The 22,815-nt window shown below is 68.5% G+C and carries 28 protein-coding genes; 10 read left to right on the top strand and 18 right to left on the bottom strand.

Annotation, left to right across the window (positions count from 1 at the left end; all coding sequences use genetic code 11):
• Positions 1–111 precede the first annotated feature (111 nt).
• The 3 genes from ACZYRS_RS11890 to ACZYRS_RS11880 form a co-directional block, all read right to left on the bottom strand.
• A complete protein-coding gene (locus tag ACZYRS_RS11890) occupies positions 112–1,284 on the bottom strand; it encodes an FAD-dependent oxidoreductase (RefSeq protein ID WP_463419425.1) in 1,173 nt (390 codons plus the stop codon).
• A gap of 11 nt (positions 1,285–1,295) precedes the next feature.
• The gene (locus tag ACZYRS_RS11885) at positions 1,296–2,231 is read right to left on the bottom strand and encodes a tryptophan 2,3-dioxygenase (RefSeq protein WP_198787243.1); all 936 of its coding nucleotides are present in this window, start codon (positions 2,229–2,231) and stop codon (positions 1,296–1,298) included.
• A gap of 146 nt (positions 2,232–2,377) precedes the next feature.
• Positions 2,378–3,370 (bottom strand): AraC family transcriptional regulator, encoded by a 993-nt coding sequence (locus ACZYRS_RS11880; RefSeq protein WP_463419424.1) that lies wholly within the window; start codon positions 3,368–3,370, stop codon positions 2,378–2,380.
• A 115-nt stretch (positions 3,371–3,485) separates the two neighbouring features.
• Between ACZYRS_RS11880 and ACZYRS_RS11875 the strand changes: the two genes are divergently transcribed.
• A complete protein-coding gene (locus ACZYRS_RS11875; protein ID WP_198787241.1) occupies positions 3,486–3,956 on the top strand; it encodes a Fur family transcriptional regulator in 471 nt (156 codons plus the stop codon).
• Positions 3,957–4,071: 115 nt separating this feature from the next.
• Here the strand turns inward: ACZYRS_RS11875 and zigA are convergent, their stop codons facing one another.
• The 4 genes from zigA to ACZYRS_RS11855 form a co-directional block, all read right to left on the bottom strand.
• Entirely contained in the window at positions 4,072–5,265 is a 1,194-nt protein-coding gene (zigA, locus tag ACZYRS_RS11870) for a zinc metallochaperone GTPase ZigA (RefSeq protein WP_463419423.1), read from the bottom strand.
• A 90-nt stretch (positions 5,266–5,355) separates the two neighbouring features.
• Positions 5,356–6,060, bottom strand: a complete 705-nt coding sequence (locus ACZYRS_RS11865; protein WP_463419422.1) for a DUF899 family protein — start codon at positions 6,058–6,060, stop codon at positions 5,356–5,358.
• A gap of 88 nt (positions 6,061–6,148) precedes the next feature.
• Positions 6,149–7,048, bottom strand: coding sequence for an SDR family oxidoreductase (locus tag ACZYRS_RS11860; protein ID WP_198787238.1), 900 nt, complete (start codon positions 7,046–7,048; stop codon positions 6,149–6,151).
• 42 nt (positions 7,049–7,090) lie between these two features.
• On the bottom strand, positions 7,091–7,960 hold the full coding sequence (locus tag ACZYRS_RS11855; RefSeq protein ID WP_463419421.1) for a helix-turn-helix transcriptional regulator: 870 nt from the start codon (positions 7,958–7,960) through the stop codon (positions 7,091–7,093).
• 68 nt (positions 7,961–8,028) lie between these two features.
• Between ACZYRS_RS11855 and ACZYRS_RS11850 the strand changes: the two genes are divergently transcribed.
• Entirely contained in the window at positions 8,029–8,694 is a 666-nt protein-coding gene (locus ACZYRS_RS11850) for a glutathione S-transferase (protein ID WP_463419420.1), read from the top strand.
• On the opposite strand, the gene ACZYRS_RS11845 is transcribed toward ACZYRS_RS11850, so the two are convergent.
• Positions 8,691–9,593: a LysR substrate-binding domain-containing protein gene (locus ACZYRS_RS11845; RefSeq protein ID WP_463419419.1), complete on the bottom strand. Its 903-nt coding sequence runs from the start codon at positions 9,591–9,593 to the stop codon at positions 8,691–8,693. The genes ACZYRS_RS11850 and ACZYRS_RS11845 overlap by 4 nt on opposite strands.
• Before the next feature lie 148 nt (positions 9,594–9,741).
• On the opposite strand from ACZYRS_RS11845, the gene ACZYRS_RS11840 reads away from it, so the two are divergent.
• Positions 9,742–11,073 (top strand): MFS transporter, encoded by a 1,332-nt coding sequence (locus ACZYRS_RS11840; RefSeq protein ID WP_198787234.1) that lies wholly within the window; start codon positions 9,742–9,744, stop codon positions 11,071–11,073.
• A gap of 34 nt (positions 11,074–11,107) precedes the next feature.
• Positions 11,108–12,211: a M14 family metallopeptidase gene (locus ACZYRS_RS11835; RefSeq protein WP_463419418.1), complete on the top strand. Its 1,104-nt coding sequence runs from the start codon at positions 11,108–11,110 to the stop codon at positions 12,209–12,211.
• Between the two features lie 27 nt (positions 12,212–12,238).
• On the opposite strand, the gene ACZYRS_RS11830 is transcribed toward ACZYRS_RS11835, so the two are convergent.
• The 3 genes from ACZYRS_RS11830 to ACZYRS_RS11820 form a co-directional block, all read right to left on the bottom strand.
• Entirely contained in the window at positions 12,239–13,036 is a 798-nt protein-coding gene (locus ACZYRS_RS11830; protein WP_198787232.1) for an enoyl-CoA hydratase/isomerase family protein, read from the bottom strand.
• A gap of 62 nt (positions 13,037–13,098) precedes the next feature.
• Positions 13,099–13,527: a hypothetical protein gene (locus ACZYRS_RS11825; protein ID WP_198787231.1), complete on the bottom strand. Its 429-nt coding sequence runs from the start codon at positions 13,525–13,527 to the stop codon at positions 13,099–13,101.
• 69 nt (positions 13,528–13,596) lie between these two features.
• Positions 13,597–13,869, bottom strand: coding sequence for a DUF2164 domain-containing protein (locus tag ACZYRS_RS11820; RefSeq protein ID WP_198787230.1), 273 nt, complete (start codon positions 13,867–13,869; stop codon positions 13,597–13,599).
• Between the two features lie 101 nt (positions 13,870–13,970).
• Here ACZYRS_RS11820 and ACZYRS_RS11815 point away from each other — a divergent pair, with 101 nt between their 5' ends.
• Both ACZYRS_RS11815 and ACZYRS_RS11810 read left to right on the top strand, forming a co-directional pair.
• Positions 13,971–15,167 (top strand): lactonase family protein, encoded by a 1,197-nt coding sequence (locus ACZYRS_RS11815; protein WP_463419417.1) that lies wholly within the window; start codon positions 13,971–13,973, stop codon positions 15,165–15,167.
• Between the two features lie 40 nt (positions 15,168–15,207).
• The gene (locus ACZYRS_RS11810; protein WP_463419416.1) at positions 15,208–15,420 is read left to right on the top strand and encodes a hypothetical protein; all 213 of its coding nucleotides are present in this window, start codon (positions 15,208–15,210) and stop codon (positions 15,418–15,420) included.
• Positions 15,421–15,477: 57 nt separating this feature from the next.
• On the opposite strand, the gene ACZYRS_RS11805 is transcribed toward ACZYRS_RS11810, so the two are convergent.
• The 3 genes from ACZYRS_RS11805 to ACZYRS_RS11795 all read right to left on the bottom strand — a co-directional run bounded on the left by ACZYRS_RS11805 (position 15,478) and on the right by ACZYRS_RS11795 (position 17,699).
• Entirely contained in the window at positions 15,478–16,386 is a 909-nt protein-coding gene (locus ACZYRS_RS11805) for a DUF808 domain-containing protein (RefSeq protein ID WP_463419415.1), read from the bottom strand.
• Between the two features lie 94 nt (positions 16,387–16,480).
• A complete protein-coding gene (locus ACZYRS_RS11800) occupies positions 16,481–17,176 on the bottom strand; it encodes a PepSY-associated TM helix domain-containing protein (protein WP_463419414.1) in 696 nt (231 codons plus the stop codon).
• Positions 17,177–17,180: 4 nt separating this feature from the next.
• Positions 17,181–17,699, bottom strand: coding sequence for an N-acetyltransferase family protein (locus tag ACZYRS_RS11795; RefSeq protein ID WP_463419413.1), 519 nt, complete (start codon positions 17,697–17,699; stop codon positions 17,181–17,183).
• An 86-nt stretch (positions 17,700–17,785) separates the two neighbouring features.
• Between ACZYRS_RS11795 and ACZYRS_RS11790 the strand changes: the two genes are divergently transcribed.
• The 3 genes from ACZYRS_RS11790 to ACZYRS_RS11780 are packed head-to-tail and all read left to right on the top strand — an operon-like array spanning position 17,786 to position 18,515.
• Positions 17,786–17,935, top strand: coding sequence for a hypothetical protein (locus ACZYRS_RS11790; protein ID WP_013542593.1), 150 nt, complete (start codon positions 17,786–17,788; stop codon positions 17,933–17,935).
• On the top strand, positions 17,932–18,237 hold the full coding sequence (locus tag ACZYRS_RS11785; RefSeq protein WP_463419412.1) for a VF530 family protein: 306 nt from the start codon (positions 17,932–17,934) through the stop codon (positions 18,235–18,237). Before ACZYRS_RS11790 ends, ACZYRS_RS11785 begins: the two co-directional genes overlap by 4 nt.
• Positions 18,234–18,515 carry a 2Fe-2S iron-sulfur cluster-binding protein gene (locus tag ACZYRS_RS11780; RefSeq protein ID WP_093431029.1) on the top strand — a complete coding sequence of 94 codons (282 nt, stop codon included), beginning with the start codon at positions 18,234–18,236 and terminating at the stop codon, positions 18,513–18,515. The genes ACZYRS_RS11785 and ACZYRS_RS11780 overlap by 4 nt, the downstream gene beginning before the upstream one ends.
• Here the strand turns inward: ACZYRS_RS11780 and ACZYRS_RS11775 are convergent.
• Complete coding sequence (locus ACZYRS_RS11775; RefSeq protein ID WP_463419411.1) at positions 18,512–19,822, bottom strand: MFS transporter; 1,311 nt, start codon at positions 19,820–19,822, stop codon at positions 18,512–18,514. The two genes, ACZYRS_RS11780 and ACZYRS_RS11775, sit on opposite strands and share 4 nt — an antisense overlap.
• A 111-nt stretch (positions 19,823–19,933) precedes the next feature.
• Between ACZYRS_RS11775 and ACZYRS_RS11770 the strand changes: the two genes are divergently transcribed.
• Positions 19,934–20,596, top strand: a complete 663-nt coding sequence (locus tag ACZYRS_RS11770) for an RluA family pseudouridine synthase (protein WP_463419410.1) — start codon at positions 19,934–19,936, stop codon at positions 20,594–20,596.
• On the opposite strand, the gene ACZYRS_RS11765 is transcribed toward ACZYRS_RS11770, so the two are convergent.
• The 3 genes from ACZYRS_RS11765 to ACZYRS_RS11755 form a co-directional block, all read right to left on the bottom strand.
• The gene (locus ACZYRS_RS11765) at positions 20,583–21,023 is read right to left on the bottom strand and encodes a universal stress protein (RefSeq protein ID WP_013542598.1); all 441 of its coding nucleotides are present in this window, start codon (positions 21,021–21,023) and stop codon (positions 20,583–20,585) included. The two genes, ACZYRS_RS11770 and ACZYRS_RS11765, sit on opposite strands and share 14 nt — an antisense overlap.
• A gap of 127 nt (positions 21,024–21,150) precedes the next feature.
• Entirely contained in the window at positions 21,151–21,906 is a 756-nt protein-coding gene (locus ACZYRS_RS11760) for a 2OG-Fe dioxygenase family protein (RefSeq protein ID WP_463419409.1), read from the bottom strand.
• Positions 21,903–22,184 carry a DUF427 domain-containing protein gene (locus ACZYRS_RS11755; protein WP_198787219.1) on the bottom strand — a complete coding sequence of 94 codons (282 nt, stop codon included), beginning with the start codon at positions 22,182–22,184 and terminating at the stop codon, positions 21,903–21,905. Before ACZYRS_RS11755 ends, ACZYRS_RS11760 begins: the two co-directional genes overlap by 4 nt.
• Between the last annotated feature and the right edge of the window lie 631 nt (positions 22,185–22,815).

Genomic DNA, 22,815 nt, shown 5'->3' with positions numbered 1-22,815 from the left:
GGAAGACTTTCGGTTGCAAAAGACAAAGCGCGCGATTCTGTCGCGTGCCCGCCTTCGCGCGAACGACCCTTTCGTCAGATGCTTAGCTGCATCCGGGCATAAGCGGTGTCTCTACGCCGGCATGGCACGCAGCGCATCGAGTTCGCGATAGAAGCCATCGACCTGCTGCTGGGCCGTCTGCCGCATCGCCGCGTTGCGGCGCGCGCAGCTCGCGGCGTCTTCCACGGCGCCCGCCTCGCCGACCTTGCGGGAAGCCTCCTGCACGAAGCGGCACATCGGAAAGCGGCGCTCGCCGAAGGCCTTCAGGGTCTGTTCGCCGATGCCGTGCGCCGCGAGCATTTCAGCGAGCACCACGGCGTCTTCCACCGCCATCGCGCCGCCCTGCCCCATGAACGGCGTCGAGGCGTGCGCCGCATCGCCGATCAGCAGCACGCGGCCCGCGTGCCAGGGCAACGGGGCCTGCACTTCCTCGACGGCGGTGTAGAGCACTTCCGAATCCGCGGAGAGCTCATCGAGAAACTGTCGCGCCGGCCCGCCGAATTCCGCGAACCGCGCGCGCATCAACGCGGGCCATTGCTCCCTCGGATACCAGCGGTCCGCAGGCTCGCTCACCGTGCCGAAGATGTAGAGCCTGTCGTCGCTGATCGGCATGATGCCCAGGCGCTTGCCGATGCCCATCATCATGACCTTCGCGTCCAGCGCGCGCGGCCGTGCGTGCACGCTGCGCCAGACGCCGAAGCCCGTGTAGCGCGGTGCGACGGGTCCGCACACGGCCTCGCGGACCTGCGAGCGGATGCCATCGGCGCCGACGACGAGGTCGAAGCGCTGCACCGATCCATCGGAGAACGTGACCTCCGCGTGATCGCTGCCGGCGGGCGAATGGATCGTCGCCACCGTCGTCGCGAGCCGGATCTCGACGCCGAGCGCACCGAGCCGGCCCGCGAGGATGCGGTGCATCTCCGCGCGCTTGATGCCCAGGACCGGCACCGCGCCGCCATGCGAGCGCGGATAGAACACATCGACGATCGGCGCGCCGTGGTGGTCGAGGTAGACGTTGCGCCCGTCCGCGATGCCGAAGCCCGCATCGAGGATCTGCGGCAGCACCCCGACGCTGCGCAGCGCCTCCAGCCCGTTGCTGTAGATGAAGATGCCCGAGCTCTGGAAGCGCCATTCGGGCTGCTTTTCGACCAGCGTGACCTGCATGCCCTTGTCGGCCAGCGCGATGGCGGCCGAGCAGCCCGCGATGCCTGCGCCGACGATCAGTACCTTGTGTGTGACAGTCATGAACGGGCGCCTCAGAGTTGCGTTCGCACAGACCACAGCTCCGGAAAGAACCGGTGGTCGACCACGCTGCGCAGCCACCCCACGCCGGCCGAGCCGCCCGTGCCCGGCTTGAAGCCGAGGATGCGTTCGACCGACACGAAGTGCCGCCAGCGGTATTGCGAGAACACGTCGGCGATGTCCATCAGCGCTTCGCCGAGGCGATAGAGATCGTTCTCCGGCGTCGGGTCGCCGTAGACCCAGAGCCACGCGGCCTCGACGCCCGGGTTCACCACATAGGGCGCGGACCAGTCGCGCGCGAGCGCCTCGGCCGGCACCGCGATGTCGCGCCGGTGCAGCAGCGCGAGCACGTCGTCGTAGAGGCTCGGCGAATTCAGCGCGCGTTCCATGCCGGGCCACACGTCGGGGTTGTTCGCATGCGCACGCGCGAGCGGCACCGACTTGTTGCCCAGGATGAACTCCACATGCCGGTACATGTACGACTGCTGCCCCGAGGCGATACCCAGCGTGTTGCGAAACTGGTTGAACTCGTGCGGCGTGATGGTGGAGAGCACGTCCCAGGTCTTGCCCAGAAACTCCAGCAGCGCGCGCACCCGCGGCACCAGCTGCAGCGCGCCGGCCACGTCGTCGGCGCGGATGCGCGCCTGCATGTTGACCAGCTCGTAATGAATGGCCTTGAAGGTCAGCTCCTTGCAGTGCGTGATGCACAGGAAGACCATCTCGTCGTGGCCTTCGCTGCGCAGGTGCTGGATGCTCAGCAGCAGGTCGTTGCGCTGGTGCTCCAGGTACGGATTGCTCTGGCCCTCGAACTGCAGCAGCGGCTCGCCGTCGGTGTTCTTCACCGTGGCTTCGCGCTGCCGGTTGTCGCCGGTGGCGATCGACTTCACGAGGGAGTTTTCGAGCGCTGGGTTGCGGACGTCGGGGATGACTCGGTGGCGTTGGATGGGCATGCGCCGATTGTTCGACGCGCCTGCGGCCGCCTCAACCTCCGGCACGCCGGATTTGGGCACCGATCGTCCGGTGCGGCAACTCATGCGGATCGCCGCAAACCGTTCGGGCTGAGCTTGTCGAAGCCTTGCGCTGCGCTTCGACAAGCTCAGCGTGAACGGTCCTGGCTATCGCTATTGGGCGCAGCCTGACGCACATACGCGCTGGGCGTCATGCCCGTCCAGCGCTGGAAGGCGCGCGAGAACGCCTTTTCCGACGCATAGCCCACCGCCTCGGCCACCTGGTGCAGGCTCAGCTGCCGGTTCTTGAGCCTCTCGGCCGCGAGCGTCATGCGGTAGGAGCCCAGGTAGTGCATGGGCGTCACGCCGACCAGCGCGCGAAAGCGCTCGCTGAAGATGGTGCGCGAGAGATAGCTCGCCTGCGCCAGCGTGGCCACCGACCACGGGTGCTCGGGCCGCTCGTGCATCAGCGACATCGCGCGCGCGATGCTCTCGTCGTCCAGGCCGCGCAGCTGGCCGGCCTGCTGCGCCTGGTCGGCCTGGGGCTGCGCGTACAGGTGCTCGCAGAGGATGTGCACCAGCAGCAGGTCAGCCATGCGCGCCGCCGACAGCTGCCAGCCCGGGCGCTGCGCGATGGTTTCGTTCACCAGCGATTCCATCGCCTGCGCGAGCGACGCGGTGGTGGGAATCTCATCCTGCCGCAGCACGATCAACGGCGGCAGGCTGGCCATGATGGAGCCGAGGCCCTCCGCGGGCATCCACAGGTGCAATGAGAACAACGCGGTCGCCGCACCGCCGCCGCCGTGCGAGAACACGATCGGGTGGTCGCCATGCCGGCCGACCGAGTGCGCGGTGATGAGATCGCGAAACGGCTCGGCCTCGAGACCCGGCGCGGACGACACGGTGTGCGCGCCGCCCTGCGGCAGCATCGCGATGTCGTGGGGCGCGACGGCCACCGGCGCGGCGCCGTCCACTGCGATCCAGTACGGGGCGCCAGTGCACATGCGGATCAGCGGGCCGGCGACGCCGCTCGAATGCAGCGCCCATGGCGCGGAGAGCGAGAAGCGCGCCGTGACCGCCCGCTCGGACCTGTACGTCGCAAGCACGTGGCTGAGTGCGTCGCCGCCGCGCTCTGTGTCCATGCTGTTCGTGCCGTCCGGTGGTCTGGAATGCGGCCGATTATCTGGCATGCCTGGCGGGCGATTTTGGCCTTGCGTTACACACGAGCCCCGGGGATGCAACACAATGGCGTTTCCCATGAAGACCCCGACACCGCACCCGAAGCCCCCGCTCGCCGCCTTCGACAGTGAGACCCTGCTGCGCGAAAGCGGCCTGCGCGTGACCCGCGCCGCCCAGACCGTGCTGGAGCTGCTCAAGCACACCTCCCAGCCCCTGACGCACGAGGAAGTGGCCGCGGCCTACACCACCGCCACGGGTGAAGCCCCCGACCGCGTGACCATCTATCGCGTGCTCGACCGCCTCGTCGAAGCGGGCCTGTGCGACCGCCGCGTGGGCGCCGACCGCGTCAACCGCTTCGCGCGGCACGTCGAAGCCGCCTCGGGCAACACCTTCGAATGCGACCAGTGCCACAAGGTGCTGGCGCTGCCTTCGGACCCCGAACTGCCCAAGGTGATGGGCCGGCTCGGCAAGGCGCTGCGCAAGCAAGGCATCGACACCCGCCACACCGCGCTCACCTTGCACGGCACCTGCGGCGACTGCGCCCGATAAAAGGGCTCTCCCCCAGTCTTCGCGCACTTCGTGTCGCTTCGCCAACCCCCTTCCCGGGGGTAACGCCCGCGGCCCGGCAAAGCCGGTTCCGCGGCGTTTCCCGCAATGCCGTTTTCTAGACGTTCCAGGACGGGAACGGATCGGGCAGGTTCTGCCACCACGAGGGGCCGAAGCGCATCTCGTTGTCCGTGAGCAGGCACGCATCCAGCCGCGCACGCAGCGCGGCTTCGTCCATGCCGATGCCGATCAGCACCAGCTCCTGCCGCGCATCGCCGGTGGCCGCGTCCCAGTTCTTGTGGATCGTCTCCAGCGCCTCCGGCTCGGTCGGCCAGTGCTCGCGCGGCACGGCCGCCCACCAGAACCCCGCCGCGCCGTAGCGGCAGGCACCGCCGGCCTGCGACCACGAGCCCGCGCGCGTGGCGCGGCTCGCGAGCCAGAAGAAACCCTTGGAGCGCACCACGCCCTCCCACTCGCCTTGCACCAGGTCCCAGAAGCGCTTCGGATGGAACGGCAGCCGCGAGCGGTAGACGAAGCTGCGGATGCCGTAGGCCTCGCTCTCGGGCACGTGCTCGCCGCGCAGCTCGGCGAGCCAACCCGGCGCCTGCTCGGCCTGCTCGAAATCGAAGAGCCCCGTGTCGAGCACGCGGTCGAGCGCGACGCGGCCGAACTGCGACGCCTCGATGCGCGCTCGCGGATTCAAGCTCTGCAAGATCGCCATCAGCCGCTCGCGCTCTTCGGCGGTGACGAGGTCGGTCTTGTTGACCACCAGCACGTCGCAGAACTCGATCTGCTCGATCAGCAAGTCCACCACCGTGCGCGTGTCCTCGTCACCGAGCGACTGGCCGCGCTGGCCCAGGCTGTCGGGCGAGCCGTAGTCGCGCAGGAAGTTGAAGGCATCGACCACCGTCACCATCGTGTCCAGCCGCGCCACGTCGGCCAGGCTCTTGCCGTCCTCGCCTGCGAAGGTGAAGGTCTCGGCCACGGGGAGCGGCTCTGAGATGCCGGTGGACTCGATCACCAGCTGGTCGAAGCGCCCCTCTTTCGCGAGGCGGTTCACCTCGATGAGCAGGTCTTCGCGCAGCGTGCAGCAGATGCAGCCGTTGCTCATCTCGACCAGTTTCTCTTCGGTGCGCGAGAGCTTGGCGCCGCCGTCACGCACGAGCGCCGCGTCGATGTTGACCTCGCTCATGTCGTTGACGATGACCGCCACGCGTCGACCCTCGCGGTTGTGCAGGATGTGGTTGAGCAAGGTGGTCTTGCCCGCGCCGAGGAAGCCGGACAGGACGGTGACGGGGAGGCGATGGGGCATGGGAGCGCAATCCATAGATGCAACAGCATTGCATTATAGGGATCAATCGCAACAAGGTTGCACTTGCTGCAACCCCACCCCAAAGAGTGGTCAGTAGCTCAGCTTCGGATACCAGTCCTTGCCGCGGCCCTCGGGCGTCATGTCCAGCAGGTTCCAGATCGGCATCGGGTCCGGTGCGCCGCGCGGGTCCTGCCCCGGGTCCGCGCTGCCTGCACCCATCTCGGCGGCCCAGAAATGGCGGATGGTGCCGCCGCTGCGGTGAAACACGTTGAACGCCGCGTTGTCGCCGCTGTCGGGCGTCTCGTCGGCGTAGTCGCGGTTGAAATGGTTGCCGGCCGATGAGTAGAGCGGCAGGTGGCGCCAGCCGCGCTCCACGGCGAAGGCGCGCATCCGCTCGATCGGCGAAGTGGCGATCACCGCGAAGGCCACGCGCTGCAGGATGTCGGGCATCTCGCCGTCGTAGGCGCTCAGGAGCGACGTGCACATGGGGCACGGCCGCTCGCGCTGGGGGCCGTACATCCAGTTGTAGGTGATCAGCGTGTCGTGCTTGCCGAAGAGTCCGGAGAGCTTCACGGGGCCATTCGGTCCCTGGAACGCGTAGTCCTCGGGCACTTCGCCGCCCGGCGGCAATTGGCGCCGCTGCTCGGCGACGCGCTCGCAGTGCCGGCGCAGTTCGATCTCTTCGGCCAGCAGCGCGGTGCGTGCCTCGCGATAGGCGGCGCTCTCGTTGGGCAGGCGCACGGGGTTGGCGCTTGCAAGTTGTCCGGCAGGTTGAAGTTGGGCTTGGAAAGACATGGGGATGTTGCCTCCTGTCAGTCCATGCTGTGCCCGTAGCCGCCCTGCCCCGGTCCGAACAGTTCGCGAATCGCAGGGGCGCGCCGTCCTACATCTCGAAGGCCTTCACCTGCCGGCCGTCGATGTCGGTGAAGCCGTAGGTCTTCGCCAGGTCGGCCACGCGCAGCACTTCACCCGTTTTCTCCAGCACCTGCGAATCACCTGCCAACGCGGCCACCGCGCGGCCGAGGTAGCGCGGCGATTCGGTGTTCGCCAGTGCGGGCCGCTCCTGCCAGTGCGCCTCGTCGGTCTTGTGACCGGCCAGCACGAATTCGGTGCGCATCCAGCCCGGCGACACGGCGACGGAGGCCACGCCGTGCGGCTTGAGATCCTGCGCCATGCCGAAGGCCAGCCGCGTCATCGAGGCTTTCGCGAGGTCGTAGAAGAGGTTGCCCTTCATGTAGTGGCCGCGGTCCCAGAAGGTGGTGGTCACGATCAGGCCGCGCCCGGCGCACACCATCAGCGGCGCGGCGATGCGGCTGGCCACGAGGTGGTTGCGCACGCCGCGGTCGAACATCGAATCCCAGTTGGCGAGCGGGTGCTCCCAGAAGGGCGCGTCGAACACGCCGTTGAAGGTCTCGTGGCCGCCCCACGCGTTGTTCACGAGCAGGTCGATGCGGCCGGCCTCGCGCTCGACTTGCGCGAAGAGCGCCTTCACGTCTTCTTCGCGGGTGTGGTCGCAGCGCACCGCGATGCCGCGCCCGCCCATGCGCGTGACTTCGTCGGCGGTGTCGTCGATGCTGCCGGGCACCTCCGGCATATCGGACAGGGCCTGCAACTGCCCATAGGTGTCGGCGGGCTGCGCGCGCGTGCTGCGGCCGGTCACGTACACCGTGGCGCCGGCCGCGCCCAGCTCCATCGCGATGCCGCGCCCCGCGCCGCGGCTGGCCCCCGTGACCACCGCCACGCAATCCTTCAGCGGGCGGCTCGTGTTCTCGTTCTGCGTCATCCGGTGCTCCTTGGTTTGAACGCCGACGAAGATAGTGCGCGCTCAGCCGGGCGTCTTGGAAGAACCCGAAATCGCATGGCCCATGAACTCGGTCGGCGTGACGCCGCAGAGCGCGCGGAATTCGTTGACCAGGTGCGACTGGTCGTAGAAGCCGCTCTCCACCGCCACGTCGGCCCAGGCCGGCGCGGGCTGCAATCGCAGCGCGCGGAGGCACTCGTGCAGCCGCGCCAATCGCGCCCAGGCGCGCGGCGACAGCCCGACATGCGCATGGAAGAGCTGCTGCAGCCGCCGCTCGCCGACGCCGACGGCCGCCGCCACGTCACGCAAGGGTTTGCGACCGCCCGACCCCGCAATGAGGCGGGCCGCGTGCATCGCGGCGTGGTGCGCGATGCCGCGGCTTTCGAGCAAGCGGCGCTCCAGCGCGGACTGAAGCAGCGCAGCGCGCGCGGCATCGTCGGGCGCCTCGGCCATGCGCGCCAGCAGTTCGGCCGCACCGCCTTGCCAGAGTTGGTCCAGGTGCACGGCCTGCCCCGCGATCTCGCCGGCGGGCAGGCCCAGCAGCGCGGCCGCCGCGCCGGGCCGCAGCGTGACGGACACGCCCTCCACCTTGTCGCGCATGCGCACCACGACCGGCGCGACGGAAGCGCCGATCGCCTCCACGGGAAGCCCCGCGCCATCGCCCGCGGAAGGCGCCTCGCCCAGATTGAAGACCAGGCGCACCGCGCCATCGGGCAGCACGCGCTCGTGCACCTCGTGCCCCGCGGCGAAGGTCTCGCGGTACAACAGGATGTGCGAGACATGCGGGCGCAGCGCCGCGCTCACCGGCACCGCGCGCAGCGTGCCGGCGGGCACGCCCGATTCGGGCCCGTGCAGCGGGTCGTCGTCGAGCCGGAGAAAGAGGCGTTCACCCATCGGCCCATTGTGTTGAAAAACCCGGCCGGGCGCGAGCCGGCCGCGCTGGCGGAAAATCGCCCGCTCGCATGCCTTCCACCGCCCTCCCCGTTCTCTATTCGTTCCGACGCTGCCCCTATGCGATGCGCGCCAGGCTCGCGTTGATCGCGAGCGACACCCGTTGCGCGCTGCGCGAGATCGTGCTGCGCGACAAGCCCGCCGAGATGCTGGCCGCCTCGCCCAAGGGCACCGTGCCCGTGCTGGTGATGGCCGACGGCGCGGTGTTTGAACAGAGCCTGGACATCATGCTGTGGGCCCTGCGCCGCAACGATCCGCAGCGCTGGCTGCAACCCGATGCCGGCACCATCGACGACCTGCTCGCATTGGTGGCCGCGTGCGACGGCGACTTCAAGCCGCAGCTCGACCGCTACAAATACCCCAATCGATTCGACGACACGGCGCATGCGGCGCGCGAGCGCGGCGCGGCATTCCTGCGCGATCTCGAAGCCCGGCTCTCGGCCTCGCCGCATCTGGCGGGCACGCACGCGACCCTGGCCGATGCGGCCCTCATGCCCTTCGTGCGCCAGTTCGCGATGGTCGATGCCGCATGGTTCGATGCCCAGCCCTGGCCTCGCCTGCACGCCTGGCTGTCCGCATGGACCGCATCGGAGCTGTTCGCCCGCGCCATGCCCAAGTACGCGCCGTGGAAAACGGGCGAAGCGGGCGAAGCGGGCATCGATTTCCCGCCAGGCTAGCCGCCCATCGCAGCCGCAGAGGCGCGCTGGATGCACTCGATGAAATGCTGCGCCGCCGGCGTCGGCAACTGGCCCCTTCGCCGCACCACGCACACGTTCAGCACCGGCAGCGTCTCCACCACGTCGATGCGCCGGATGCCGTGCCGCTTGAACGTGAGCTTGACCAGCGGCTCGACGAAGAGGCCGATCAGGTCCATGTGCCCCACCAGCCCCAGCGCCACCGTGACCGATTGCCCCTGGATGATGCGGGCCGGCGGCGGCAGGCCCAGCGGGGTGAAGAGCGGCGACACCGAATCGCCCCCGCCATGGTCGTCGCCCGGCAGGATCCATTCGCCGCCGTACAGGTCGTGCAGCGAGCGCGCGCCCCGCAGCGGATGGCGATCGCGCATGCCCACCACCAGTTGCACCGGGAAGAGCTCGAGCGCCTCGAACTGCGCATCGAGCGTGCCGGGCACCACGTGGGCCACGGCGAAATCGAGGTAGCCGTCGCGCAGCCGCGCGAGCATCCAGGGCAGCACCGCCTCGCTGAATTGCACGTCGACCGCGGGCAGGCGCGTGTGGAAGTCCTTGAACGCCGCGGGCAGCACGGTGAGCGCGAACGAGGCGCTCACGGCCATCGACACCGAGCCGGTCGCGCCATCGCGGATCTGCGCGATCTCGTCGCGGGCGCGCTGCATGTCGGCCAGCAGCAGCCGCGCGCGCGGCGCGAAGGCCTGGCCGAACTCGGTGAGCCGCACGCCCTTGACGCTGCGCTCCACCAGCGGCGCGCCGACCTCGCGCTCCAGTTCGCGCACGATCTTGGTCACCGCGGGCTGCGAGAGCCCCAGCACGCGCGCGGCGGCGCGGATGCTCATCTGCTCGACCACCGCGACGAAGGCGTGCAACTGGTTGGGTTTCATCGGGCGCTTTATCGGACGTTGTTCATGACAACCTAAAGTTATCGTTATCGCCCAATTATTGTCTTTTCATGACACCAGCGAGTCTCTAGCATCCGCCGCGGTCGCACCACCTTCCAACCAGATCACACCAAAGCACACCTGGAGAGACATGAGCATCCCCCATACGTCGACGCCGACGCAGACGCAGCCCTCCTCCGCCCGCCGGCGTCAGACCATCGTCGCCACCACCATCGGCAACGGGCTCGAGTTCTTCGACTTCACGGTCTACGGGTTCCTGGCGCTGGTGATCGGCAAGCTCTTCTTTCCGACCTTCAATTCGTACGGCCAGCTGCTGCTGACGGTGGCGAGCTTCGGCGTCGGCTTCATCATGCGGCCGCTCGGCGGCATCGTGATCGGCGCGTACGCCGACCGCGCGGGCCGGAAGAAAGCCATGACGCTCACCATCTTCCTCATGGCGCTGGGCTGCGCGCTCATCGCGTTCACGCCGACCTACGCGGCCATCGGCGTCGCGGCGCCGATCGTCATCGTGCTCGCGCGGCTCATCCAGGGCTTCTCGGCCGGCGGCGAAGTGGGCGCATCGACGACGCTGCTGGTGGAGCACGCCACGCCCGCCAACCGCGGCTACATGGCGAGCTGGCAGTTCGCCAGCCAGGGCCTGGGCGTGATGCTCGGCGCCATCGTGGTGGGCGCGCTCACCTTCTCACTCACGCCCGAGGCGATGCAGAGCTGGGGCTGGCGCGTGCCTTTCGTCATCGGCATGCTGATCGCGCCGGTGGGCATGTACATCCGCCGCCACCTCGAAGAGTCGCTGCACGTCTCGCCCGAACAGGCGGCCGCGCCGCGCGAGAGCAGCCTGAAGATCGTCTGCACGCAGCACGGCAAGACGGTGCTGGCCGCAATTTTGGCGATCGTCGGCGGCACCACGGCTGCGTATGTGGTGACCTTCTACATGCCCACGTATGCCGTGCGCGAGCTGGGCCTCACGCCCTCGGTGGCGCTCTTCGGCGCGGCGCTCACGGGGCTGATTTCGTTCGCGTTCGCGCCGTTCGTGGGCAAGCTCTCGGACATCGTGGGCCGCAAGACGCTCATCTTCTGGAGCCGCGTCGTGATGGCGATCCTGATCTACCCGGGCTTCCTGTGGCTCAACGCCTCGCCCACGCCCGCGGTGCTGTTCACCGTGCTCGGCGTGCTGAGCATCGGCCTGGTGGTGCAGACGGTGCCGGGCATCACGATGCTGCCGGAGATGTTTCCAAAGCGCGTGCGCGCAAGCGGCATGTCGCTGGTCTACAGCGTGGGCGTGGCGCTCTTCGGGGGCTTTGCGCCCTTCATCAGCACCTGGCTGGTCAGCGCCACCGGCAGCAAGCTCGCGCCGGCGTGGTACCTCGTGGCGATGACGGTGATCTCGCTGCTCGGCCTGATCTGGCTGCGCGACCATACGGGGCGCGACATCGATGCCGCAGGCGCCCACGCGCCGGCCTGAAAAACATTCCCACGATTTCCGCACAGGAGCCCACATGCAAGCACAACCCACCGCCGCCACGCGCCACTTCTCAGGCACGTATGTCGAAGCCCGCGCCAAGTTCCTCGAGGCCGCGGCCCAGCGCGGCGCGGCCATCGAATCGTTCGTGCATCCCGCGCACCGCGGTGCGCTCGGCGAGGAACTCGCCACCGACGTGGCGCTGATCGGCGCGAAGGACGCGAAGAAGCTGCTGCTCGTCACCTCCGGCACGCACGGCCCCGAGGGCTTCTGCGGCTCGGGCGCGCAGGTGGCGACGCTGCACGACGCCGACCTGATCTCCCGGCTCGAACAGGCCGGCGTGGCGCTGCTGCTGGTGCATGCGGTCAACCCGCACGGGTTTTCGCACCTGCACCGCACGAACGAAGACAACATCGACCTGAACCGCAACCACATCGACTTCAACGCGCCGCTGCCGGTGAACGCGGAGTACGCCGACGTCGAGCCGCTGGTGCTGACCACCACCTGGCCGCCGACGCCGGCCGATGAAGTGGCTGTGGCCGCCTATGTCGAGAAGCACGGCATGCGCGCCTTCCGCGCGGCCGTCACCAAAGGCCAGTACGTGTCGCCCGATGGCCTCTTCTACGGCGGCACCGCGCCCTCGTGGAGCAACGGCACGATGCGCGCCATCCTGCGCAAGTACGCGGCCTCGGCCACGCACATCGGCTGGATCGACATCCACACCGGCCTCGGCCCCTACGGCCACGGCGAGAAGATCTACCCGGGCCGCAACACGCCCGCCGATCTTGCGCAGGCACATGCGTGGTGGGGCGCCGACGTGTTCGCGCCCTTCGCGGGCGACTCGGCTTCGGCCGACGTGTCGGGACCCGTGGTGTCGATCGCGTACGACGAATGCCCGAACGCGAGCATCGCGCCGATGGGCCTCGAATTCGGCACGCTGCCCGATGGCGAGGTGCTCACGCGCCTGCGCGCCGACACCTGGCTGCGCCGCCACCCCGAGGCGCCGCAAGCGCAGAAGCGCGAGATCCGCCAGGGGCTGCGCGACGCGTTCTACTGCGACAACGACGAGTGGAAGGGCATGGTGCTCGGGCAGACGCGCGTCGTGCTGCTGCAGACGCTGCAAGGCCTGAAGAAGGCCTGAAGAAGGCCTGACGCGGCAAGCCGGACTTCAGCCGAAGTTCGGCGCGCGCCGCTCGCGCAGCGACGCCACGCCCTCGCGCACGTCGGCGCCCGCGAAGCCCATGAATTCGAGCGCGAGCGAGGCGTCGAAGGTCGGGCCGGCCTGGCGCAGCCAGTTGTTGAGCGCGTACTTGGTGAAGCGGATCGCGCTCTGGCTGCCGGCCGCGAGCCGGTCGGCCACTTCGTAGGCGCGCGGCAGGAGGTCGGCCTCTTCCACGGCGAGCGACACCAGCCCGATGCGCTCGGCCTCCTCGCCGCTCACCGGCTCGCACAGCAGCAGGTGGTACTTGGCCTTGGCCATGCCGCACAGGAGCGGCCAGACGATCGCCGCATGGTCGCCCGCCGCCACGCCCAGGCGCGTGTGGCCGTCGACGATCTTCGCGGTCTTCGTGGCGATGGAAATGTCGGCGAGCAGGCCGGCCACCAGCCCCGCACCCACGGCCGGGCCGTGCATCGCGCTCACGATGGGCTTGTCGCAATTGATGATGTTGTAGACGAGGTCGCGCGCCTCTTTCCACACGCGCTGGCGGATGGCGTCGTCGGTGGCCATGTCCTGCACCAGCGAGAGGTCGCCGCCGCCCGAGAAGCCCAGGCCCTCGCCCCGCAGCACCGCACAGCGCACCGTGTCGTCGGCCGAGATGTCGCGCCAGATCTCGGCGAGCTCGCGGTGGCCATCATGGCCGGCGGTGGGCAGTTTGCCGTTGGCCGCGCGCATCTGGATGTCGAGCACGGTGCCGTTGGCGCCGCGGCGGGTGATGGCGAGGGTCTGGTAGCGGGTGTAGTCCATGGTGTCTCCGTCCCTTGTCCGAAAGGACGAGGACTTTCTTCTTCGTTGAAAAGATCGGAAGACTATTTTCGCGCCGCCACTTCGCGGCAGCGCTGCACATTGGCATCGAAACGTGGTGCGAGGCCGGGCTCGCAGGCCTCGTCGCCGGGCGTGAGCCTGCACATGCCGACGACCACGTAGTCCATCACCGCCGAAGTGCACATCGGGTAGGCCGCGAGGTCCGGATTGGCCTTCACCTTGAAGCCCCAGCGTTCGGAGAACTGCACCGTGCGGACCATCGCGCCGTGGAAGAAGCTGCGGTCCCTGGCGGCGATGGCGGCCTCCATGCGCGGCAGTTCCTCGTTCAGGTAGCCGGCGGCGTCCAGGGGAAACGCCGAGGGCGGCTCCTGCTGGGCGGCGGCGAGGGATGCGGCCAGCACGAGCGGCACGAAGACCAGGGTGCGCAGCAGCGAGGAAGGCGAAAGGCGGGTGGTCGGGCGGTGGAGTTGCATGGCTTGGGATTCTGCAACGTTTGGAAGCATCTTTGAATGCCAGGCGATGCGTGCGCGCGACGCCCGGGCCTACTTGCCCTTTTTCTGCCTGTCGAACTTGCGCCAGTACTGGAACTCGTCCTCGTGCACTTCGAGATCGACTTCGGAGATGCGCGACTGCAGCCGCTCCTGCACCTCGGCCACCGCCTTGTTGTAGACGATGGGGCCGACCTCCTCCAGGAAGAAGCCGAGCAGCGCGCCGGCGGCGATGTTGCCGATCTTCTCTTCCATGTTCTCGATGAAGTAGCGCTCGATCGAGGCGATGGCCTGCTGGCGCGCTTCCTTGGATATCTCGATGGTCATGCGGGTGGCTCTCGGAGGTTGGGCCGCACGATTGTGCCGCTACGATGCGCTGCGGCCGCAAGGCCCGCGCGACAACGACACACAACAACGGAGACAACGCCATGAAGTTCCACTCAGCCGCGCCGGCTGCCCTCGCCCTCGCCGTTCTTGCAGCGATTTCGGGCTGCACCAACCTCACCCCCACCGTGCCGCAGCGCCAGTTGATGATCGTGGCCAACGACGAGAAACAATCGTGGAACGATGCGGGCGCCGTCATCCTCGGCCCCATGGGGCGCGACACGGTGCAGGTGCTCGACATCGGCACCGAGCCGCTCGCGCCGAAAGCCGTCGGCACGCTGCAGCTGGACAACACCATCGCCGGCCCACCGACGAACCTCGCGATCACGCCCGGCGAAACGCTCGCGCTCGTTGCCAACTCGCTCAACGTGGTCGAGGAAAACGGCGTGAGGAAACAGGTGCCCGACAACCGCCTCTTCGTGATCGACCTGACCGCGACGCCGCCGAAATTGATCGACACGCTCGCAGTCGGCAAGCAGCCCTCGGGCTTGTCGATCAACCGCGCGGGCACGCTCGCGCTGGTGGCCAACCGCGCCGACAACTCGGTGAGCGTGCTGCGCATCGCGGGCAAGAAGGTGACGCTCATCGACACCGTGGCCATGAACGATTCGGTGGCGCACGTGCGTTTCACGCCCGATGGCAAGCGCGCGTTGGCGACCAAATTCCCGACCCACAAGATCGCGCTGCTCGAGGTGAACGGCGAGAAGGTCAGTTACAACAAGGTCGACCTCGCGGCGGGCCTGTGGCCCTACAACGTGGACGTGACGCCCGACGGCAAGCTCGCGCTCACGGCCGACAACGGCAACTCGGGCGCATCGGACGGGCAGGTCGACACGGTCAGCGTGATCGACATGGAAGCCGCGCCGCCGCGCGTGATCGACAAGGTGGTGGTCGGCGACGGCCCCGAAGGCCTGGCCGTGAGCCCGACCGGAAAGCATGCGGTGGCGGTGATCCTGCGCGGCAGCAACTCGGCCAAGAACGCCTACTTCTACAACCGCAACGGCTCGGTGGTGCTGCTCAAGATCGACGGCAAGAAGGTCACGCGCGCCAACGAGGTGGTGGTGCGCGGCCTGCCCGAAGGCGCGGTGTGGAGCGCGGACGGCAAGTACCTCTACGTGGGGAATTTCATCGACCAGGACATCACGATCCTGCGCGTCGATGGCGACACGCTGGTGCCGACGGGGAAGTCGGTTCCGTTGCAGGGCCACCCGGCGGCGATGCGCGGGACAATGACGCACTGACCGCCCGCCTCACTGCCCCGACCGATTGAAACGACAAGCCATGGCCAAATCCCAACGCACCCTCCGCACGCTCGAACGCGGCATCCTCTGCCTGGTCATCGGCGCCGCCGTCCTGCTGGCGCCGCGCTTCCTGCAGGGCACGCGCTGGTTCGAGATGGTGGCGGGCGCTTATCTGGTCGGCTGGTTCGCGCTGGTGCTGGGGGTGGCGCTGGTCGGCGTCGGGCTGTTCCAGCGCAACAAGCAGCGCCCATAAAAGAAAATCCGCCTTGCGGCGGGTTTCGGCGAGCGCAGCGCGTGTGCGGCAGCCGGCTCAGCCCTTCTTGCCGCGCAGCTTGCCCACGAGCTCCACGACCGCCAGCACGATCGCGCCGGCGACCAGACCCACGACGGCGTTCACGCCCATCGAGCCCAGCGTGCCGAACACGCCGCCCGTGGCCTTGGCCCAGTCTTCGACCGCATGGCCGAACGCGGGCACGCCGTGCACCAGGATGCCGCCGCCCACGAGGAACATGGCGGCCGTGCCGGCCACCGACAGCGCCTTCATGAGCCAGGGCGCGGTGGCCAGGATGCCGCGGCCCAGGGCCCGGGCGGCGGCGCTCGCGCGCTGGCTCAGGTAGAGGCCCGCGTCGTCGAGCTTCACGATGCCGGCCACCAGGCCGTAGACGCCGATGGTCATGATCAGCGCGATGCCCACCAGCACGCTCAGCTGCGTGGTGAACGGCTGGCCCTGCACGGTGCCCAGCGTGATCGCGATGATTTCGGCCGAGAGGATGAAGTCGGTGCGCACGGCACCCTTGATCTTGTCCTTCTCGATCGCCACCACGTCCACCGCCTCGTCGGCCACGGCATTCTCGTGACGTTCTGTGTCGGCTTCGTGTTCCTTCTTGTGCAGGAACTTGTGCGCGAGCTTTTCGGCGCCCTCGAAGCAGAGGAAGGCGCCGCCGACCATCAGGAGGGGCGTCACCAGCCACGGCAGCCAGGTGCCGATGGCCAGCGCCGCGGGCACCAGGATGGCCTTGTTGATGAACGAGCCCTTGCAGACCGCCCAGACCACCGGGATCTCGCGCTCGGCCCTGACGCCGGAGACCTGCTGCGCGTTGAGCGCGAGGTCGTCGCCGAGCACGCCGGCCGTCTTCTTGGCGGCGACTTTGGTGAGGATCGACACGTCGTCCAGAACGGTCGCGATGTCGTCGAGCAGCAGGAGCAGGCTGGTGGCCATGTGAAAAGGTCAGTCTGAAAAAGAAGCGGCGAGCTTAGCCGCAGCGGCTGCGCGCGCGCGCAATAACCGTATGCGGCAGCCTGCGCGCCGCCGGTCAGAGCGCGCTGAGCGCGATGGCCAGCACCGCGGCCAGCGACGCGCCGAACAGCGCGAGCCCCACGCGGCGGCGGCGGTGCGTGAGCATCCACAGCGCCACGCCCGAGAGCGACAGGAAGATCAGGCTGCCGGCCAGCGTGTCCACCAGCAGGATCCACGCGAGCGGCATGCCGCCGCCCTTGTGCATGCTGGTGAGCGTGGCGACGAAGCCGTTGTGCGTGGTGTTGACGCCGACCGAGCGATTGCCCTGCCAGTAGTCGGCCTGCACGGTCTCGTTGGGCCCGCCGAAGTTGAAGACCCAGTGCGCTGGCTGCGTGAGCGCAGGCGCGGTCTTGTCGCTCTTGTCGGCCCAAGCCACGGGCTTCGCCGGCTCGATGCGCGATGAATTGGGCGGGCCGCTCATGCGCAGCGCGCCCTGCAGCCACTGGCTCATCGCCTCGGGCGTTGCGGGCACCGGATCGGGCAGCGCCAGCTGGGCGCGTGTGCGCTCCTGGGCCTGCGGCAGCTTGAGCACGTTGCGGTGGTTGAGCCAGATGCCGCTGAAGCCGAACAGGAGCCCCAGCACCGCGCCCCAGAGGCCGAACCAGCCGTGCGTGCGGCGAATCCATTGCACGAGGGTCGTGCGGCGCTGGTGCGCGAGCACCCGCGCCGCGTGGTTGCTGTGGCCGGCGTCCGGCGCGGTCGGCGTCGTCATGCGGTCAGGCGACGGTGCGCTTGAGGCGGATCTCTTCGATGCGCACGGTGCCCAGCAGCGTGGTCTTGGCGGTCTTCATCTCGCGCTTGAAGCCCGCGAGTTCGTGAAAGCGCATGGCGCGGTCGTTGCGAATGGGCACCCAGATGGTGACCGTGGTGCAGCCCTCTTCCTCGAGGCCCTCGCGCGCGGCGTCCCAGAGGGCGACGCCCACGCCCTTGCCCCAGTGCTCGGGCTTGACGTAAATGGCCCAGATCTCGCCCGTGGTGGACGGCGTCTTGGGGTCGCGCGAGCGGTCGAAGCCGACGAAGCCGACGATCTCGCCGTCCAGCGTGGCCACCTGCACCTGCGGCTCGCTGTATTCGATGGCTTCGCGCCACTTGGCTTCGCGGGTGGCCGGGGCCAGCGTGCGCAGCTCTTCTTCGGGGAGGATGCCTTCGTAGGCGGCCTTGGCGGCCAGGGCATGGACTTCGGCGACGGCCTTGGCGTCGCGCATCGTGGCGGGGCGAACTTCGTAATCGGACATGAATGCAGGAAATCGGATGGAACCGGCTATTGTCGCCGCACCGCTAAACTGCCCGCTGCATCCGTAGCATCAACTGGAGAAAAGTCATGGCAAAGAGTCAGCAACGCAGCACCAAGGAAGCCAAGAAACCGAAGAAGGACACCTCGCCGCCCAAGCCCGTGGGCACCGGCGGCATCGAGCCGGTCCGCACGATCACCACGGCGGTGATTCCGCGCGGCAAGCTCAAGAACAAGTGACCGACGAGGCACCGGCCGGGCCCCCACCGGAGGCCCCGGCCAAACCAGCGCAACCCCGCAACCCGCTGCACGGGCTCACGCTGGAGGCCATCGTCACCTCGCTGGCCGACTGGTACGGCTGGGAACAACTCGGCGAGCTCGTTCCCATCCGTTGCTTCCAGATCGACCCGAGCGTGGGCTCCAGCCTCAAGTTCCTGCGCAAGACGCCGTGGGCGCGCGAGAAGGTCGAGAGCCTTTATCTCTTCATGCTGCGCGAACAGCGCCGCGAGCAGCAGCAGCAACAACAGCCGCCCGGGGAATGAAAGTCCGCCTCGCGCCCTCGGGCCTCGGCTTCGAGACCGAACCGGGCACCACGCTTTTGAAAGCGGCCGAGGCGGCTGGCATCGAACTGCCGAGCTCCTGCCGCAACGGCACCTGCCGCACCTGCATCTGCCAGCTGGTGTCGGGCCATGTGCGCCACATCATCGAATGGCCCGGCCTGAGCGCCGACGAAAAGGACGAGGGCTGGATCCTGCCCTGCGTGGCCGAGGCGCTGGACGACCTCACGCTCGACGCGCCGAAAGCCTTTTCGGTTTTCTAGACCGGCCCGGCGGACTTGCTGGGCGCGACGGGCGCGACCGGCCTGCCGCCGGCGGGCATCGCCACCACGAGGCGATCGCGCTGCGCGAGCGAGGGGAACAGCTTGAACCACGTCAGCGCCACCAGCATCGTTCCCACGCCGCCCACCACCACCGACCCGACGGGCCCGAGCAGCGCGGCCGTGGCGCCCGATTCGAATTCGCCCAGCTGGTTGCTCGCGCCGATGAAGATCGAGTTGACCGCGCTCACCCGCCCGCGCATCGCATCGGGCGTCTCCAGCTGCACCAGCGTCTGGCGGATCACCACGTTGACCATGTCCGCCCCGCCCGACACCGCGAGCGCGATGAGCGAGACGATGAAGCTCTTCGAAATGCCGAACACCACCATGCACAGGCCGAAGAGCCCGATGGCCAGGAGCAGCGTGCGCCCCACGTGCCGCTCGACCGGCCGCCGCGTGAGCGCGATCGACATCACCAGCGCCCCCACCGCGGGCGCCCCGCGCAAGAGGCCGAGCCCCCAGGGGCCGGTGTGCAGGATGTCCTTGGCATAGATCGGCAGCAGCGCCACCGCGCCGCCCAGCAGCACCGCGAACAGGTCGAGCGAGACGGCGCCGAGCACGGGCTTGCGCTTCCAGATGAAATCGACGCCCGCGAACACCGTGGACAACGTGACCGGCTCGCGCGCGGCCGGCGTGTAGGCATAGCGCAGCCGCAGCACCAGCACGCAGGCGACGACGAAGAACGCCACGCTCGCGCCGTACACCACCGACATGCCCGCCACGAACAAGAGCCCGCCGAGCGCCGGACCGCCGATGATCGCGCCCTGCATGCCGGCCGAACTGAAGGCCATGGCCCGCGCGAGCATCGAGGGCGGCACCAGGAGGGGCGTCAACGCCTGCTGCGCCGGCATCTGGAAGGCGCGCACCGCGCCCAGCACCAGCGAGAGCCCGAGCAGCAGGCCGCGCGTGTCGTGCTTCTCCAGCACGGCCAGCAGCAGCACGAGGCCCACGAGCCCCTGCACCGCGAAGCACGCCGCCACGATGCGGCCGCGGTGGTGGCGGTCCACGATGTGCCCGGCCAGCAGCGCCAGCAGCAGCGCGGGAACGAACTGGTAGAGCCCGACGAGGCCCAGGTCCCAGGCGCTGCTGGTGAGCTCGTACATGTGCCAGCCGATGGCCACCAGCAGCATCTGCGAGGCGGCGGTGCCGAAGAGCCGCGCCGTCCACATGTGCATGAAGGGGCGCTCGCGCGTCAGGTCGGAAAAGCTGGGCTGGGGGGAGGAAGCGGAGGCGGAAGCGGGGCCGGACATTGTGCGTCGAGGATAGCCCAGGCGCCGTGAGCCGCCCGTTAGCAAGGCGCAATGCCCCGCGCAGCCCTGCTCTGCCCTGCCCTTCGCGCCCTCTCTACACTCGCTTGCTCCATGACCGCGCCGCCGCTGCAACCGATTCACGAAGACGCCCACCTGCTGGTGCTGGAGAAGCCCGCGGGCCTGCTCTGCGTGCCCGGCCGCGGCGACGACAAGCAGGACTGCCTGAGCGCCCGCGCGATGCGCCAATGGCCCGATGCGCTCGTCGTGCACCGCCTGGACATGGCCACCAGCGGCCTCGTGGTGATGGCGCGCAGCCTGGACATGCAGCGCGCATTGAGCGCGGCCTTTGCCGACCGGCAGGTGCACAAGCGCTACGAAGCCATCGTCGATGGCGCGATGCCCGTGCGCGAGGACTGGTCGGTCATCGATGCGCCGCTGATGGCCGACTGGCCGCGCAGGCCCCTGCAGAAGACCGACCCCGCGGGCAAGCCCAGCCTCACGCGCTGGCGTGCGCTCGCGTCATCGGTGCAGGGAGAAATCAGCGCGACTCATGTGCTGCTCGAACCCGAGACGGGCCGCTCGCACCAGCTGCGCGTGCACCTGCTGTCGATCGGTCATCCGATTCTTGGCGATGCGTTGTATGGCGATGCCGCGGTGCAGGCGCGTGCGCCGCGCCTGATGCTGCATGCGAGCGAGTTGGCCTTCGTGCACCCGGCGACGCAGCGGCCCCTTCGCTTCGAGACTCCTTCAGGCTTCTCGCTCAGCCGCCCTTGACCACGAGCACCGGCATCGTTGCGTCCTGCAGCACGCGCTGCGTGACGCTGCCCAGCAGCAGCTTCTCGATGCCGCTGCGGCCGTGCGAGCCCATCACGATCAGGTCGGCCGCGATGGCGATGGCCGTGTCCACGATGCCTTCGTGCACCACGTGCCCGTCGATGACGCGCTGGTCGCTGTGCAGGCCTTCGGCGGCCAATGCGGCCACGCCGCGTGCGAGGGCCGCATTCGCGCTCGCGGTGGCGGCGGCGAGGTATTCGTTCTGGCCGAGCGCATAGTCCGCGCCCACGCCGATGAAGGGGTAGTTGTCGATCACGTGGATCAGCGTGATGCGGCTTCCGAAAGCCAGTGCGAGGCCACTGGCCTTGCTGACGGCGAGCATGGAAGTTTCAGAACCGTCGATGGGAACCAGGATGTGATTGAACATGGCGGACCTCGCTTTCGTTCGCAGACAGACACGGCTCGAAGTCGAACCGGGTCCCGAATTTAACCGCTACACCGGTGGGCGGCTGTAGGACTCGGGCCAGCGGCACCCAAAGTACCGCCAACGGACGTCAATCGCCCTGGAAACCCTGAGATCGGCAGGTGATCACGAGCGTATCGCGCCAGCCCGCGCCGCCCTCTTCGAGCGGCTGGATCGGCGTGGATTCGTGAATGACGCGTGCATCGTCGAGCACGAGCAGCGTCCACGGCTCGGTCATGGTGAAGCGCTCGCCGCGCCGGCCGTTGGCCTCGAACACGCGCGTCTCGCCGCCCTTGATGCCCTGGCGGCCGACCAGTGCGACGGCCACGAGATCGACGCCGTCGCGGTGCGCGCCTTCGGGGGTCGGGCGACCGATGCCGCCTGCGGTGTCGATGCGGAACTGGTGCGCCTCGACGAACCATTTTTGCGGCGCGCCGCGCATCTCGCTCGCCGCGGTACCCAGGTGCTGCAGCAGCCGCTGCCACACCGGCTGCACGATGGTCTCCGCGAGCATCGGCGCGAACCAGCGCTGCATGCCGCCGTGCAGCGCGTTGTATTCGACCGGCTGCCAGTGCGCGCGGTGCGGCACCTGCTGCAGTGTGGCGTTGTCGTCGGCCTCGACGGTGAAGCAGGCATGGCGCCGCGTGCGGTAGCGGCCGCCGTCCTTCAGGTACTCGTCGGGCGGAAGGTCGTTCCAGTCCGCGTGCAGCGCCTCGAGCTGCGCGAGCGGTGCGCCGAGCCAGTCGCTCACGCCCTGCGGGCTGAGCACCGCGTAGCCCTGTTCGCGCAGCGCGGCGGGCAGTTCGGCAGGATCGATGAAGGGCGGCGTGAAGGCGGCGGTGGTCACGCGGCGACCTTCACATCCTTCCAGAACGCGACGCGGTCGCGAATTTCCTCGGCTTCGGGCTTCGGGTCTGCGTAGTACCAGGCGGCGTCGGTGTTGAGCTCGCCGTTGACCAGCAGCGAGTAGTAGCTCGCAGTGCCCTTCCAGGGGCAGGTGGTCTTGTGGTTGCTGAAGGTGACGTGATCGCGGTTGAGCGAACTCATCGGGAAGTAGTGGTTGCCTTCGACGAGCACGGTGTCGTCGCTTTCGGCGATGGTGACGCCGTTCCAGGTTGCTTTCATAAACTGATCTCCGGGGGAGTGGTGCGGGGGGAGCTGGCCGTTGCGGTGGCCTGATCGCTGGCGCACGGGGCTTGGGTATTGTGCCGTTGCTTGGCTTGCGTGATTTCTTCGGGGATGTATGAACGTTATTGAGGTGGTTTTTTTCCGAGGCCGGGTCTCGCCCCGGCGGGCGACTTACTTTCTTTTGCTTCGCCAAAAGAACGTAAGCAAAGAAAAGGCGACCCTGCTGTCTGCGACCCTTCGCTTCGCTGCGGGCAACCTGCGGTGCTCACGTTTCGCGGGGTCTCGCCCAAACTCGCTTCGCTCAAACAAGGGCGAGCCCTGATCCGCGAAACGCTCCGCTCCTCGGCGCAGACAGAAGGGATTTGGGAACCAGCGGGCCATCGCTGCGCTCGGCGCCTGGACACCTCACGGGCCTTTGCTTCGCTCGGCTTGGATTGGCTTCCTCCCCTTCCGGGGGGAGGGTTGGGGTGGGGGCACGCGGCGCTTGATGAGGCGCGGCTGTGTAGCGAGCGCCGTCTGCCCCCATCCCAGCCTTCCCCCGGGAGGGGAAGAGAAATGCATGAGGCCCGATGTCACATGTCTTGTCCTTCTCCCTTCCTCCCGACGGAAGGCAGAGTGGGGGCACAGT

The organism is Variovorax sp. AC194 (assembly GCF_979257995.1).
This window is presented reverse-complemented; position numbering and strand designations above follow the sequence as displayed.